The sequence below is a fragment of the Micromonospora sp. NPDC049201 genome, from assembly GCF_055586805.1.
The window spans coordinates 381,581-397,079 of the sequence record NZ_JBVJHM010000001.1 but is presented as its reverse complement, the minus strand read 5'-3'; the positions used below and the strand labels follow the sequence as shown (position 1 = coordinate 397,079).

The window sequence follows — 15,499 nt, the reverse complement described above, 5'->3', positions numbered from 1 at the left end:
CCGAAGCGCAATTCCGGATTCTGGCTACGTGTCGGCTCGGCCGAGCGCGTCGACCAGGCCGGCCAGCAACGCCACCCGCGGCACCACCGAGTCCAGATCGAGCCACTCCCCCGGGCTGTGGTCGGCGCCGCCGACCGGGCCGAGCCCGTCCAGCACGGTCGCGCCGGCCTCGGCCAGCAGGTTGGCGTCGGCGCAGCCACCGGTCGCCGTGTGCGACACCGGTACGCCGAGCCCGGCCCCCACCTTCGCGGCCAGCTCGGCCAGCCGACGCCCGGCCGGGTCCGGCTCCCACGGCGGGGTGGGCGCCTGCACGGCCAGCTCGGCGTGCACGCCGGAGACGAGCGGAGCGGCGACCAGCCGGCGGATCTCGGCCAGCGCGGCCTCGTACTCGCCGGTGCGCCAGGCGCGCAGGTCGACAAGCATCCGGGCCCGGTCGGCGACCACGTTGGGCCGACCGCCGGCCTCCAACGCGCCGACGTTCACCGTCACCCCGGGCCAACGGCCGTTGAGCTGGTCCAGCGCCACGGTCAGCCGGGCGGCGGCGAGCAGCGCGTTGGCACCGCGCTCCGGTTCGATGCCGGCGTGCGCGGCCCGCCCACGCAGCGTCACCGCCAGGTCGGCGACGCCCTTGCGGGCGGAGACCAGGTCGCCGTTGTCGCGGGCGCACTCCAGGCAGAGCGCCACGTCGGCCTCGGCCCCGAGGGTACGCAGCAGCGGCCGGCTGCCCACCGACCCGATCTCCTCGTCCGGCGTGCAGACCAGCACCAGTTCGCCGTAGCGGTGCCGGTCCAGCGTGGCGAGCACCTCGACGGCGGCGAGTCCGGCGAGCACGCCGCCCTTGTCGTCGCTGACCCCCGGCCCGTACGCCCGACCGTCCTGCACCCGGAACGGGCGGGCGGCGGCGGTGCCCGGCGGGAACACGGTGTCCAGGTGGCCGGCGAGCAGGATCCGGCGGGTGCCGGCGCCCCGGCGGCGGGCGACCAGCACGTCGCCGAGTGGCCGGCCGGCCGGGTCGGCCACCGGTACCCGCTCGACGGACAGCCCGGCGCCGAGGCACCAGCCCTGCACCAGGTCGAAGACCTCCCGCAGCCCGTCGACCTGGCCGGAGCCGGAGTCGACCGCGACCAGTCGGGCGAGCCGGTCGTGGTACGCGGTCAGCCGGTCACCGGCGGCGCGCAACAGCGGGTCCATGTCAGAGCACCTTGTCGAGGAAGGCGCGGGTGCGCTCGTGGCGGGGTCGGCCGAGCACCTCGTCCGGCGGGCCGGCCTCGACCACCACACCGTCGTCGAGGAACGCGACCTGGTCGGCGACCTCGCGAGCGAAGCCCATCTCGTGCGTCACCACCACCATGGTCATGCCGTCGGCGGCGAGCCCCTTCATCACGTCCAGCACCTCGCCGACGAGTTCCGGGTCGAGCGCGGAGGTGGGCTCGTCGAAGAGCATCAGTTTCGGGCGCATGGCCAGCGCCCGGGCGATCGCCACCCGCTGCTGCTGGCCGCCGGAGAGCTGGCTCGGGTAGTGGTCCGCGCGCTCGGCCAGCCCGACGCGGTCGAGCAGGCGGATCGCCTCGGCGCGGGCGCGTTCGCGCGGGGTGCGCAGCACCCGCACCGGCGCCTCGGTGACGTTGCCGAGCGCGGTGAGGTGCGGGAACAGGTTGAACCGCTGGAACACCATGCCGATGTCCCGGCGGCGCACCGCCACCTCGCGCGCCTTCAACTCGTGCAGCTTGTCGCCCTGGCGGCGGTAGCCGACCAGCTCGCCGTCCACCGAGAGCTGCCCGCCGTCGATGCGTTCCAGGTGGTTGACGCAGCGCAGGAACGTCGACTTGCCGGAGCCGGAGGGGCCGAGCAGGCAGGCCACCTCGCCGGGGGCCACGGTCAGATCGATGCCCTTGAGCACCTCGACCGGGCCGAACCGCTTGGTCACGCCCTCGGCACGGACCATCGCCGTCATCGCACGCCTCCCCGGGCGAAGCCGCGGCCGAACCGGCGCTCGATCAGCCACTGGCCGACGGAGAGGAGGCTGACCAGGGCGAGGTACCAGATCGCCGCCACCAGGAGCAGCGGGATCACCTTGTAGTTGTTCTGGTAGACGCTCTGCACGGCGGTCATCAGGTCCCGTCCGGCGATGATCGACACGAGCGCTGTCGACTTGAGCATGGTGATGGTCTCGTTGCCCATCGGCGGGATGATCACGCGCATGGCCTGGGGCAGCACCACCCGGCGCAGGGTGAGCGTGGGGCCCATGCCGAGCGCGGCGGCGGCCTCGGTCTGCCCGTCGTCGACGGCCAGGATGCCGCCGCGGATCACCTCGGCCGCGTACGCCATCTCGTTGAGCGACAGCGCGAGCACGGCGGCGACGGTGCCGGTGATCACCACGCTGGTGGGGCGGTCGAACAGCACGGTGCCGGTGAACGGCACGGTGAGCGTGATCCGGGGGAACAGCGCGCCGAGGAACCCGAAGAAGATGATCTGCACCAGCAGCGGGGTGCCGCGGAAGACCCAGATGAACGTCCAGGAGACGCCGCGCAGCACCGGGTTGTCGGAGAGCCGCAGCACGGCGAGCAGGACGCCGCCGGCGGTGCCGAGCAGCATGGCGAGCAGCGTGAGCCAGAGCGTGGTGACCACGCCGTCGAGCACGTAGTCCTGGAACAGGTAGTGGGCCACGGTGCGGGGTTCGAGGTTGGGGCTGGTCAGCAGCGCCCGCAGGAACATCGCGGCCAGCCCGGCCACGACCAGCGCGGTGAGCCAGCGGCCGTAGTGGCGGACGGGGACGACCCGTACCGTCGGGGGTTCGGTGGTGGTCATCGTGGGAGTGCCTCCGGCAGGGGTGCGGCGGTCGCCGGGCGCCTTCGGGCCCGCCCTCACGGAGTCGAAAGGGCGCCCGGCGACCGCGGTTCGGGGGGCGGTGGTCCGCCGGTCAGTCGATGGCCTGGTCGACGGTGGCCTTGTCGATCGCGATCGGGGTCTGCTTCCAGCGGGCCAGGATCTTGCCGTAGGTGCCGTCGTCGATCAGGGACTGCACGGCGGCCCGGTACGCCTCGGCCAGCTCCTTGTTCGCCTTGAGGAACCCGAAGCCGTTCGGGCTGGCCAGCCAGCCGTTGGGCGAGGACGGGTCGTCGACCAGCTCGGCCTTGCCGGCGAGCGAGCCGGCGGTCTCCACCAGGTTGACCCGGGTGGCGGCGACCACCTGCACGTTGCCGGCGATCAGCGCCTGCACCGCCTGCGGGTTCTCCGGGTACTCCTTGATCTCCAGCGGCCGGCCGGCGCAGCTCTCCTTGGCGTACGTGGCCAGGTTCTTCGCCTGGTTGCTGGCCTTCTGCACGGCGACCGTCCGGCCGCAGAGGTCGGCCACCGTCTTCACGCCGAGCGGGTTGCCGGCGGCGACCAGGAACCCGGTGCCGGAGGCGGAGTAGTCGACGAACGTGGCGACCTGCTGACGTTCCTTCTTGTCGGTGATGCCACCGGCGATGGCGTCGTACTTGGCGGCCTGGAGGCCGGGCACCAGGCCGTCGAACGGCTGCTGGGTGAAGGTGGCCTTGAGGCCGAGCCGGGCCGAGGCGGCCTGGAACAGGTCGGGGTCGAGGCCGACGAACTGGTCGGTGCGGCCCTCCACCTTGAAGTCGACGAACGGCTGGTAGGGGGCGTTGGTGGCGACCGTGACGGTGCCACGACCGCGGACGTCGGACGGGACCTTGGCCGCGACGGCCTTGTCGGTCTCGACCGGTCCGACACCGTCGATGGTGACCGAGACGGGCGTGATCTCGTCGGTGGCGCCGCCGGTGGCGGCGCCACCGCAGGCGGCGGTGGCGGCGAGCAACGCCGTGGTCGCGCCGACCAGGGCGAGGAAACGGATGCGCATGGGGAGTCCTTCCGGGGGCCGGATCAGCCAGCCCCCGGACTGTAACTCACGTTACGATCTCGGTGGGGTTACAGTTTTTTGTAACGGACGTTTCAGTGGTCGCCGAACGCCTGCTGCGCCCCCTCCATCGCCTTCAGCCGCGCGCCGGCCGCCGGGCCGAGCCTGTCGATCAGCGCCGCGACCAGCGTCTCCACCAACGCCAGCGTGGGCACGAAGCTGTCGTACGGCGACGGCGAGTCGACCCGGGCGGGCAGCACCACCTCGGCCAGCCCGGCCACCGGCGACAGCCACCGGTCGGTGAACAGCACCACCCGGGCGCCCCGCGCGGTCACCTCCCGGGCCAGCGCCAGTGTCGGCTCCTCGTACCGGCGGAAGTCGAAGAGCACGACGAGATCCCGCTTGCCGACGTCGACGAGCAGGTCGGCACGCGCCACCGGCCCGGGCGGCAGCAGCCGGCTGTTGCCGCGCACCTGCATCAGGTGCAGCACCAGGTAGCTGGCCACCAGCGCGGAGAACCGGCCACCGGCCGCGGTGACCCGGAACTGCTGGTCGGCGAGGAGCCGCACGGCCGCGTCCAGCTCCCCCCGGGGCAGGTCGGCGAGCGTGCCGGCCACCGCCGCCGGCAGCGTCGCCGCGGCCCGGGGCAACGCGCCCTCCGGTGGCGTCCCGCCGTGCTCGGCGGCCCGGTAGGCGGTCAGCGGCGAGGTCTCCCGCTCCGCCAGCTCGTCGCGCAGCGCCCGCTGGAACTCCGGGTACCCGCCGAAACCGAGCCGGGACAGCAGCCGCAGCACGGTCGGCGCGCTCACCTCGGCGCGTTCGGCAAGCGCGGCCACGGTGCCCAGGCCGGCGGAGGGATAGGCGGCGAGCAGCGTGCGGGCGACCCGGCGCTCGGCCGGGGTGCACTCGCCGAGCCGCCCACGGATCAGCGCCGCGACGCCCACCACGTGCGGATCGTCGACAGCTTCGGAGTTCGGCACGAGCAGAGCGTAACGGCCCACCGGCCGGTGGGCGGGCGGGCGTCGCCCGCCCGCCCACGAGCCCCGTCCGGTCAGGACTTCGTGATCGCGCAGGTGTAGTCGGCGGCGCCGGAGCCGGCGTACGCCTCCAGGTCGAGGTGGTAGGTGGCCGAGCCGGAGGCGGTCCGGGTCAGCGTGACCGACTCGTCCGCCCCGGCGCCGTCGTTCACCGACCGGGTCAGCGTGCTGCCGGTGGCGCTGAGCAGGTACAGGTCCGCGTCGTAGGCGGACGGCACCGCACAGTTGACGGTCAGCGTCTGTCCACTGCCGAGCGTGAGCGAGAAGTAGTCCCGGTCGGCGGTGCTCTTCATGTCCCCGGTGACGGTGGCCGGGTAGGTCAGCCCGGAGATGTCGTTCGCGGCGGTCCGGGAGTCGTTCGGCTCCACCTCGGCGTAGGACGACCCGCCCGACGGCGGCGGGGTGGACGAGCAGTCGGTCACCGGCGTGCCGTTGTAGAGGCTGCTGTCCGGCACGCCGGCGCGCACGCTGCGCAGGTAGTAGCCGCAGGTGGGCCGGTTGGCGAAGTCGTAGCTCTGCCCGTCGGTCAGCTTCCAGATCTTGACGCCGGTGTAGGTCAGCGGCTGCCCGGACACCGCCACCTCGGGCTGGTGGTCGCCGAGCACCACGTACGCGCTCGGGCCGCTGAGCGTGGCCCGGCCGGCCCGGTCGACGTAGAGCGACGCGCCCTCCTCGACCCCGACGCCCCACGCCTTGCCGCCGGTGACCAGCCCGTCCTTGACCGCGCGGGCCACGAACGCGATGGTCCGGCCCATCCGGTCCCGGGTGACGAAGTGCGAGTCGTTGATCGTGCCGGCGTAGTTCGGCCAGCGGAACATGCCGGTGGTGAACGTCAACGACCTGTCGTACGGGTTGGCCAGCGCGGTCGCCGAGGTGGTGCTCGCGGTGCAGGCGTCGTAGACCACGTCGCTGTTGACGTGGTGCCCGGCGCTGCCGCCGCCGACGCCGCCGCCCTTGGCCACCACCGACTCCACCGACGCCTCCAGCGCGGTGCCCTTCCAGGCCACGTAGCGGCACTGGTCGCCGCCGGCGAAGTAGACGAACTCGGCGTTGCGGATGTCCGCGTTGACCTGACTGTTGTTGCCGTCCGCGGTGGCGGTGAGGGTGAGCGTGGTGCAGGAGTTGACGCCGGCCAGCGGCGTGATCACGTCGCACTCCGGGGTGCCGGAGCCGGAGCCGGCGACCACCACCACGTCGATCGCGCCGGTGCCGCCGCGGATCGCGTCGACCGCCCTGGTCATGGTGGCGGTGACGATGCCGCCGGAGCCGTTCATGGTGTACGCCGGGCCGGACCAGCTCGCCCGGCTGGCGTCCGTGGCGCTGCCCTGGCGTACCCGGGTGACCTGGGCGTGCGCGGCGGTGACGCCGAGCGGGGCGACGGTGAGCAGCGCGGCGGCGGCCGCCGTCACGGCGAGTCGGCGAGAGTTGCGGGAAGGGGACATGGGCACCTCCGAGGGGCCACGAAGCGATGAAACAGAAGTTACATCCATTGAGTTCACTGCTCAATACGTAACTTCTGTTACATGCCGGTGACGGCGGCGCCGGGCACCCGGCCCGACGCCGCCCGCCCGCGTCAGGCCGGTCGGATGCCGACCACCACGTCGGTGAACGTGGTGGCCGTCGCGCCCCGCCAGGTCGCGAAGCCGGGGCCCCGGGTCAGCCGCGCCACCCACACCGGGTCCTTCTCGTACGACGTGCCGCCGACCGCCACGCACCCGGCACGAGCGGCCAGACCGTCCTCGACCAGCCCGACCATGGCGTAGTCGTAGAAGACGTCCTCGGACGGCGTCGCGGTGCACGCGCCGGCGGCCGGCCGGACGCGCGGCTTGCCGGCGGCCGGCACGAGCCGCCAGCGCGGCGCGTCGTACGCGTCCCCGGCGGTGAGCCGGCTCCACCGCACGCCCTCGATCCCCCACACCCCGTCGTGGTCGGTGACCCGGGCCCGACGCAGGTCCAGCACGCCGACCCCGCGTTGCCCGAGCACCCGCAGCGACTGCCGCCGGCCGCCGACGCCGGTCACCTCCAGCGCGGTGTTCTCGTCCAGGCCGAACACCCGGTGGTGCCCGGTGTCCGAGGCGAGGCGGATCGACCGCGCCTCCCGCCCCCGGCGGGAGAAGTGCGTGTCGACCAGCCCGGCGGTGAAGAACCCGAACCCGCCGCGCGGCAGGTAGCCGAGCACGTCCGGATCGTCGAAGTAGCCCGGCTTCGCACCGTCGCGCAGCCCCGGCTCGGTGGAACCACCGGTGATCATGTCCCGGCCGGCCATGATCTGCGCGCCCGCGCTGGTGCCGGCGACCACCGCGCCGCCCCGCAGCTTGCGCCGGATCGCGGCCAGCGCCGCGCTGTCCCGCTGCGCCGCGCCCCGGGTCATCGTGGTGACGTAGCGGTACTGGTCGCCGCCGCCGAGGAAGAAGCCGGTCATCGACTCGATCTGCCGGACCACCGCCGGATCGTCGGCGGCGCCCGGGTGGTCCAGGTCGATCGGGATCCACCGGGCGTCGGCCACCCCGTAGGAGCGGAACAGGTCGGCGTAGTAGCCGCCGTTGCAGACGCTGTTGTTGCAGTCCGGCGTGCCGGCGTCGGGATCCTCGGCGGGCACCGGCGCACCCGCGGTGAGGATGCCGATCCGGGCCTTTCCGGGGCCGCCGGCCAGCCGGACGATGTCGTCGTAGATCTCCCGGTTGTCGTCGGCGAGCGCGCCGCCGACCAGCACCAGACTGCCGCCGTGGCGGTGCGGGTGGGACGCGGTGGCCGAGGCCGGGACCGCGGCGACCGGCAGGCTGAGCACGACCGCCGCGCAGGCGCCGACCCCCAGGGTCAGCAGGCGGTTCAAGGGCATGGTTGCTCCTCACAGAACCGTGAGGGCGGACCGCGAGCAAAGGGTACGGCATCCGTGCAGCGGCGACAATATTGAGAGCGCTAACATCGCCTCTCGTTGATCTCATGCGCCAACTAGGCGTTGACAGTCGACTATGTAAACGCCACGCTAAGGGCGATTGTTAGCGTTAACTTCGTCGTCATCTCCGTCGGAGGAGGATCGATGGACCCCACCACCACCCGCCGTCGCCTGGCGGTCGCGCTCGCCCCCCTGGCCCTGCTGGTCGCCGTGACCGCGTCCGTGATCGGCCCGACCGCGTCCCCGGCGCGCGCCGCCGGCACCGGTCCCTGCGACATCTACGCCGCCGGCGGCACGCCCTGCGTGGCCGCGCACAGCACCACCCGCGCGCTGTACGGCGCCTACGCCGGACCGCTCTACCAGCTACGCCGCGCATCCGACAACACCACCCGCGACGTCGCGCCGCTCGCCGCCGGCGACGTGGCGAACGCCGCCACCCAGGACGCGTTCTGCGCCAACACGAGCTGCCTGATCAGCGTCATCTACGACCAGTCCGGCCGCGGCAACCACCTGACCCAGGCGCCGCCCGGCGGGTTCTCCGGCCCGGCGGCCGGCGGCTACGACAACCTCGCCGACGCCACACTCGCCCCGGTCACGCTGAACGGCCGCAAGGCGTACGGGGTGTTCGTGGCGCCCGGCACCGGCTACCGCGACAACAGCACCAACGGCATCGCCAAGGGCGACCAGCCCGAGGGCATGTACGCCATCTTCGACGGCACCCACTACAACGGCGGCTGCTGCTTCGACTACGGCAACGCCGAGACCAACAGCCGCGACAACGGCAACGGCACCATGGAAGCCATCTACTTCGGCAACATCAAGGTCTGGGGCTACGGCACCGGCAACGGTCCCTGGGTGATGGCGGACCTGGAGAACGGCCTCTTCTCCGGCGTCAACCCCGGCTACAACGCCAACGACCCGTCGGTGAGCCACCGGTTCCTGACCGCGATCGTCAAGGGCGAGCCGAACCACTGGGCCATCCGGGCCGGCAACGCCCAGTCCGGCGCGCTGTCCACCTACTACAACGGGCCCCGTCCCAACGCGCCGGGCTACAACCCGATGAAGAAGGAAGGCGCGATCATCCTCGGCATCGGCGGCGACAACAGCCACGGCTCCGCCGGCACGTTCTACGAGGGCGTGATGACCTCCGGCTACCCGACCGACGCCACCGAGAACGCGGTCCAGGCCAACATCACCGCCGCCGGCTACGCGGCGGCCACCGGCGGCAGCCGGCAGAACGTCGAGATCGTCGGCGGCCAGTCGGGCCGCTGCGTCGACGTGCCGAACGGCAGCACCACCAACGGCACCCAGGTGCAGCTCTGGGACTGCTGGGGCGGCACCATGCAGCGCTGGACCTACACCGCCGCCCGGCAACTCCAGGTGTACGGCAACAAGTGCCTCGACGCCGAGGCGTCCGGGACCACCGCCGGCACCCGGGCCATCATCTGGGACTGCAACGGCCAGGCCAACCAGCAGTGGAACCTCAACGGCAACGGCACCATCAGCAGCGCCCAGTCCGGGCTCTGCCTCGACGCCACCAGCCAGGGCACCGCGAACGGCACCAAGGTCGCGCTCTGGACCTGCAACGGCGGCGCCAACCAGCAGTGGAACCTGCGCAACTGATCCGGCGGCCGGGCGGGCGACGGCCCGCCCGGCCGACCCCGTACTCCCGTCCCGGAGGCTTCGCATGCCCGCTCCCCTCATGAACCGCCGGATGCTCCTGCGCGCGACCGGCGCGACCGCCGTCGCGGCCACCGCCGGCGCCGCCGTCGGCTCCCTCACCGGCGGTGGCGCGGCCGGCGCGGCCCTGGCACCGGCCCGCCCGGACATCGGCGTCTCCGCGTACGCGTTCGACCCCGGCCAGGTACGGCTGACCGCGAGCCGCTGGCTGGACAACCAGAACCGCACGCTGGCCTACCTGCGTTTCGTCGACGTCAACCGACTGCTCTACAACTTCCGCGCCAACCACCGGCTCTCCACCGCCGGGGCCGCCACCAACGGTGGCTGGGACGCGCCGAACTTCCCGTTCCGCACCCACATGCAGGGCCACTTCCTGACCGCCTGGGCGCAGGCCTGGGCGGTGACCGGCGACACCACCTGCCGGGACAAGGCGGTCACCATGGTCGCCGAGCTGGCGAAGTGCCAGGCCAACAACGGCGCGGCCGGCTTCAGCACCGGCTACCTGTCCGGCTTCCCGGAGTCCGACTTCACCGCGCTGGAGGCCCGGACGCTGAGCAACGGCAACGTGCCGTACTACTGCGTCCACAAGACGCTCGCCGGCCTGCTCGACGTGTGGCGCCTGATCGGCAGCACGCAGGCCCGTGACGTGCTGCTCGCGCTCGCCGGCTGGGTCGACCAGCGCACCGGCCGGCTCACCTCGGCCCAGATGCAGGCCATGCTCGGCACCGAGTTCGGCGGCATGAACGCGGTGCTCACCGACCTCTACCAGCAGACCGGTGACGCCCGATGGCTGACCACGGCGCAGCGCTTCGACCACGCCGCCGTGTTCAACCCGCTCGCGTCGAATCAGGACCAGCTCAACGGACTGCACGCGAACACCCAGGTGCCCAAGTGGATCGGGGCGGCCCGGGAGTACAAGGCCACCGGCACCACCCGCTACCGCGACATCGCCACCAACGCCTGGAACATCACCGTCGGCGCGCACACGTACGCCATCGGCGGCAACAGCCAGGCCGAGCACTTCCGCGCGCCCAACGCCATCGCCGGCTACCTGCGCAACGACACCTGCGAGGCGTGCAACACCTACAACATGCTCAAGCTGACCCGGGAGCTGTGGCAGCTCGACCCCGACCGGGTCGGATATGTCGACTTCTACGAGCGGGCGCTGCTCAACCACATGATCGGTCAGCAGAACCCGGCCGACAGCCACGGCCACGTCACGTACTTCACCCCGCTGAACCCGGGCGGTCGACGCGGTGTCGGCCCGGCCTGGGGCGGCGGCACCTGGAGCACCGACTACAACTCCTTCTGGTGCTGCCAGGGCACCGGGCTGGAGACCAACACCAACCTGGCCGACGGCATCTACTACCACAACGGCACCACGCTGACCGTCAACCTGTTCCTGCCCTCGGTGCTCACCTGGAGCCAGCGCGGCATCACGGTCACCCAGAGCACCTCGTACCCGGTCTCGGACACCACGACGCTCACCGTCACCGGCTCGGTGGCCGGGTCGTGGACGATGCGGATCCGGATCCCGTCGTGGACCACCGGGGCGACCGTCAGCGTCAACGGCGCGGCGCAGGGCATCGCCACCACGCCGGGCAGCTACGCCGTGCTGACCCGCGACTGGGCCGCCGGGGACGTGGTCACGGTTCGCCTGCCGATGCGGGTGAGCACGGTGGCCGCCAACGACGACGCGGCGGTCCAGGCGGTCATGTACGGGCCGGTGGTGCTCTCCGGCAACTACGGCAACACCACGCTGAGCGCGCTGCCGACGCTTGACGTCGCCTCGGTCACCCGGACCGGAGGCAGCTCGCTGGCGTTCACCGCCACCGCGAACGGCGCCGCCGTCAACCTCGGACCCTTCTACGACGCGCACGGGTTCAACTACACGGTCTACTGGCGGGCCGGTACGGGCGGCGGCGGTGGCGGCGGGGCGAGCTTCCGGCTGGCCAACGCCGCCAGCGGGCTCGTGCTGGGCATCCAGAACATGTCCACCGCCGACGGCGGGCTCGCCCTCCAGTGGGGCGACACCGGCACCGCCGACCACGACTGGCAACTCCTGGTCGACGGGTCGGCGCTGAAACTACGCAACGTCAACAGCGGCAAGGTGCTCGGCGTGGAGAACATGTCCACCACCGACAACGCGCGGATCCTCCAGTGGGCCGACAACGGCACCGCCGACCACCTCTGGACCGTGGTCGACGTCGGCGACGGCAGCCACAAGCTGCGCAACGTCAACAGCGGCAAGCTGCTCGGCATCTCCGGCGGCTCGACCGCGCAGGGCGCGACGGCGGTGCAGGACCCGGACAACGGCAGCGCGGACAACCAGTGGCGCTTCCTGCCCAACGGCGCCCGCCGGCTCCAGAACCTCGGCAGCGGGCTCGTGCTCGGCGTGCAGGACATGTCCACCGCCGACGGCGGGCTGGTCATCCAGTGGGGCGACTCCGGCACCGCCGACCACCTCTGGACCGCGCTCGTGGACACCGGCGGCTACCTGCGGCTGCGCAACTCGAACAGCGGCCGGGTGCTCGGCGTCGAGGGCGGCTCCACCGCCGCCGGCGCGCGGATCGTCCAGTGGGCCGACAACGGCGCCGCCGACCACCGCTGGCGGCTGCGCCACGGCGGGAACGGCTACTTCCGGATCCAGTGCGCGAACGGCGGTCGGGTGCTCGGCCTGAGCGGCGGCTCCGGCAGCCAGGGGGCACAGGCCGTGCTCGGCGACGATTCCGGCGCCGCGCACCAGCGCTGGCGCTTCGTCTGAGACTCGGGGTACGCGTCGCGGCGTCCCGCCCCGCGTACCTCCGTGGTGACGCCGTCGCCGCCGGGCCGGGCGACCCGGCGGCGACGGCTCCGCCCCGCCGGGCGAGCCGGCTGGTCGGACGCGCCCGCCGGACGCCCGGTCGGCAGCCGCCAGCCGCCTACGCCCTGCCGACCCGACAGGCTCGACGCGTGACCTCGGTGGCCCCTGTCGAGCTGAGAGCACGAACGACTCAGTCGCCGAAGCTCCGGTCGCCACGTCACGCGCCGTCGCGCCCTCGCCACGTCCTACGGGCCGCGGGTCGGCCGAGCGAGGGCTGAGTCGTTCGTGCTCTCAGCTCGACAGGGGTGTGGCCGCCCGGCGCGATGCGGGGCCGGGTAGGCCGAGAACCGCTCAGCGCACCGGGGGCGGGCCGACGCTGCGACGCGGGACCAGCGTCGGCGCGATGGTCTGTCGCAGCGGCCCGACGCTTGCCGACTCGATCTGGGTCAGCAGCAGATCGAGGCTCGCCCGGGCCACCGCCCCGAAGTCGGGCCGCACGGTGGTCAGCGGCGGGATGAAGTAGGCCGCCTCGGGCACGTCGTCGAAACCGACCACGCTGATGTCGTCCGGCACCCGTCGGCCGTGCTCGTGCAGCGCTCGCAGCACACCGAGCGCCAGGTGGTCGTTCGCGGTGAAGACGGCGGTGACCTCCGGCATCCGGGCCAGCATCTGACCGCACCGGTAGCCCGCCGCGGCCGACCAGTCCGCCGGGACCAGCGGCGGCACCTCGGCGCCGGCGAGCCGCAACGCCTCGCGCCAGCCCTCGATCCGGCCGGCGCTGTCGAACCAGTCCGACGGGCCGGACACGTGCCAGACCGTGCGGTGCCCGGCGTCGAGCAGGTGCTGGGTGGCGGCCCGGGCACCGGCCACCTGGTCCACCGTCACCAGCGGGATCGGCCGGCGCGGATCGCCGTCGACGGTCACCAGCGGCACGTCGTGGGGCAGCCGTTCCAGTGCCTCGCCGGCCGACTCGACCGGCGCGATCACCACGATGCCGGCCACCCGGTGCGCGAGGTGACGCTCCACCGCGGCCGAGATGGACCGGTGGTCGAGGTCGCTGACGCTGCCCACGCTGACCGCGAAGCCGGCCTCGGCGGCGGTCTGCTCCAGCGCGGCCAGCAGCGAGGCCGGGCCGTAGAGCGTGGTGTTCTGCGCGACCACGCCGATCACCTGGGACCGGCCGGTGACCAGCGCGCGGGCCGCGCGGTTGGGTCGGTAGCCGAGTTCGGTGATCGCCGCCTGGACCCGTAGCCGGGTCTGCTCCCGCACGTTGGGATGCCCGTTCAGCACCCGGGAGACCGTCTGGTGCGAGACGCCGGCGAGGCGTGCCACGTCCGTCATCGCAGGACCGCGCACGGCCACCTCACTTTCGCCACTGCCCACGTGGCCCAACCGGGTCGACGTCGACCGGGCCGGCCCGGGTGGCGACAGTCTACGCCAGTTGTCCCACCGGTCACGGTACGGTCGATCCACCGTTCGCGTCATCCTGTCGGATTATCGGAGAATTGACGGCGAGCCCATTCCCCATTGGTGGCGACCACGGGGAAGCCGCAGCTCCGGACCGGTCGGAGGACCGGGGTGGGGCATTTCCGGCGAGTGCCGGCACCCCACCCCGGGCAATTCTCCGGCGCGTCAGGGGCGGAAAATGGTGACCCTCGTCACGGCGACCGAACCGGTTTCCGGTACAGAACTGCCGGCGCGATCAGAATCCGCGGGCGAGCCGGTAGTACGCCTGGTTCCAGCGCAGCTCGTCGGCGAAGCGGTGCGCCTCGGTGTCGCCGTCGATGACCACCAGCTCGGTACGCGTCATCGCGGCCAGGTCGCGCAGCTCCTCCACGCCCACCGCCTGGGAGAGCACGGTGTGGTGCGGCGCGCCCGCCGTGATCCACGCCTCCGCCGAACCGGACAGGTCCGGCCGGGGCCGCCAGACCGCGCGGGCCACCGGCAGCCGGCGCAACGGCTGCGGCGGCGGCACCACGTCGACCACGTTGGCCACCAGCCGGAACCGCTCCCCCATGTCGGCCATGCCGAGCACCACGGCCGGGCCGGACGCCGCGTTGAAGACCAGCCGGACCGGGTCCTCCCGCCCACCGATGCCCAGCGGGTGCACCTCCGCCGTCGGCACGTCGGCGGCGATGCTCGGGCACACCTCCAGCATGTGCGCGCCGAGCACCAACTCGTGCCCGAACGTCAGGTCGTAGGTGTAGTCCTCCATGAAGGACGTGCCGCCCGCGACGCCGACGGCCATCGCCTTCAACGTCCGGACCAGGACGGAGGTCTTCCAGTCCCCTTCCCCGCCGAAGCCGTACCCCTCGGCCATCAGCCGCTGCACCGCGATGCCCGGAAGCTGACGCAGGCCGCCCAGATCCTCGAAGTTCGTGGTGAACGCGCGGAAGCCGCCGGTGTCCAGGAACGCGCGCAGACCCAGCTCCTGGCGGGCGGCGTAGCGCAGCGAGTCGTGCCGGTCACCGCCAGCACGCAGCGCGGCATCCACCCGGTAGGTGTCGTCGTACTCCTTGACCAGGTCGTCCACCTGCGCGTCGGCGACCGCGTCGACCGCGTCGACCAGGTCGTTCACGCCGTAGGTGTTGACCGAGACGCCGAACCGCAGCTCCGCCTCGACCTTGTCCCCCTCGGTCACCGCGACGTCGCGCATGTTGTCGCCGAACCGGGCCAGCCGCAGCGTCCGCATCGACGACCAGCCGACCGCCGCGCGGGCCCAGGCCGCCACCCGGCCGACCACCCGCGGGTCGGTGACGTGGCCGGCGATCGTCTTGCGGGCCACCCCGAGCCGGGTCTGGATGTACCCGAACTCGCGGTCGCCGTGCGCGGCCTGGTTCAGGTTCATGAAGTCCATGTCGATGGTGTCCCACGGCAGCGCCACGTTGGCCTGCGTGTGCAGGTGCAGCAGCGGCGTCTGCAGCGCGTCCAGCCCGGCGATCCACATCTTCGCCGGCGAGAACGTGTGCATCCAGGCGATCACCCCGACCGCGCCCTGCACGGCCGCGTCCCGGCACACCGCCAGGATGTCCGCGCTGGAGGTCAGGACCGGCTTCCAGCACACCCGGACCGGGATGTCCGGCGAGGCGTCCAACCGGGCGGCGATCTCCCGGGACTGGTCGGCGACCTGCCGGAGCGTGTCCTCGCCGTAGAGGCCCTGGCTGCCGGTGAGGAACCAGACCTCGGGCTGGGGGTGAGTTGCCATGTTGTTGCCTTCCGCGCTA

The 15,499-nt window shown here is 72.7% G+C and carries 11 protein-coding genes; 2 read left to right on the top strand and 9 right to left on the bottom strand.

All coding sequences use genetic code 11. The features are described 5' to 3' along the window. Positions 1–24: 24 nt before the first annotated feature. The 7 genes from ACZ6O5_RS01515 to ACZ6O5_RS01485 form a co-directional block, all read right to left on the bottom strand. Positions 25–1,191, bottom strand: a complete 1,167-nt coding sequence (locus ACZ6O5_RS01515) for a M20/M25/M40 family metallo-hydrolase (RefSeq protein ID WP_465973965.1) — start codon at positions 1,189–1,191, stop codon at positions 25–27. A 1-nt stretch (position 1,192) separates the two neighbouring features. Next, the gene (locus ACZ6O5_RS01510; RefSeq protein WP_465973964.1) at positions 1,193–1,954 is read right to left on the bottom strand and encodes an amino acid ABC transporter ATP-binding protein; all 762 of its coding nucleotides are present in this window, start codon (positions 1,952–1,954) and stop codon (positions 1,193–1,195) included. Next, positions 1,951–2,808, bottom strand: coding sequence for an amino acid ABC transporter permease (locus ACZ6O5_RS01505; RefSeq protein WP_431936555.1), 858 nt, complete (start codon positions 2,806–2,808; stop codon positions 1,951–1,953). The genes ACZ6O5_RS01510 and ACZ6O5_RS01505 overlap by 4 nt, the downstream gene beginning before the upstream one ends. 112 nt (positions 2,809–2,920) lie before the next feature. Continuing rightward, positions 2,921–3,862, bottom strand: coding sequence for a transporter substrate-binding domain-containing protein (locus tag ACZ6O5_RS01500; RefSeq protein ID WP_465973963.1), 942 nt, complete (start codon positions 3,860–3,862; stop codon positions 2,921–2,923). Between the two features lie 92 nt (positions 3,863–3,954). After that, positions 3,955–4,839: a MurR/RpiR family transcriptional regulator gene (locus tag ACZ6O5_RS01495; protein ID WP_465973962.1), complete on the bottom strand. Its 885-nt coding sequence runs from the start codon at positions 4,837–4,839 to the stop codon at positions 3,955–3,957. 71 nt (positions 4,840–4,910) lie between these two features. Next, positions 4,911–6,338 carry a hypothetical protein gene (locus tag ACZ6O5_RS01490; RefSeq protein WP_465973961.1) on the bottom strand — a complete coding sequence of 476 codons (1,428 nt, stop codon included), beginning with the start codon at positions 6,336–6,338 and terminating at the stop codon, positions 4,911–4,913. Between the two features lie 131 nt (positions 6,339–6,469). Then, positions 6,470–7,735, bottom strand: a complete 1,266-nt coding sequence (locus tag ACZ6O5_RS01485; RefSeq protein ID WP_465973960.1) for a cyanophycinase — start codon at positions 7,733–7,735, stop codon at positions 6,470–6,472. A 201-nt stretch (positions 7,736–7,936) separates the two neighbouring features. On the opposite strand from ACZ6O5_RS01485, the gene ACZ6O5_RS01480 reads away from it, so the two are divergent. Both ACZ6O5_RS01480 and ACZ6O5_RS01475 read left to right on the top strand, forming a co-directional pair. Further along, positions 7,937–9,415, top strand: a complete 1,479-nt coding sequence (locus ACZ6O5_RS01480; protein WP_465973959.1) for an arabinofuranosidase catalytic domain-containing protein — start codon at positions 7,937–7,939, stop codon at positions 9,413–9,415. Between the two features lie 64 nt (positions 9,416–9,479). Beyond that, complete coding sequence (locus ACZ6O5_RS01475; protein WP_465973958.1) at positions 9,480–12,236, top strand: beta-L-arabinofuranosidase domain-containing protein; 2,757 nt, start codon at positions 9,480–9,482, stop codon at positions 12,234–12,236. Between the two features lie 390 nt (positions 12,237–12,626). Here the strand turns inward: ACZ6O5_RS01475 and ACZ6O5_RS01470 are convergent, their stop codons facing one another. Then, positions 12,627–13,616, bottom strand: coding sequence for a LacI family DNA-binding transcriptional regulator (locus ACZ6O5_RS01470; RefSeq protein WP_281942136.1), 990 nt, complete (start codon positions 13,614–13,616; stop codon positions 12,627–12,629). A 361-nt stretch (positions 13,617–13,977) separates the two neighbouring features. Further along, positions 13,978–15,480 carry an L-arabinose isomerase gene (araA, locus tag ACZ6O5_RS01465; RefSeq protein ID WP_465973957.1) on the bottom strand — a complete coding sequence of 501 codons (1,503 nt, stop codon included), beginning with the start codon at positions 15,478–15,480 and terminating at the stop codon, positions 13,978–13,980. Positions 15,481–15,499: the final 19 nt, after the last annotated feature.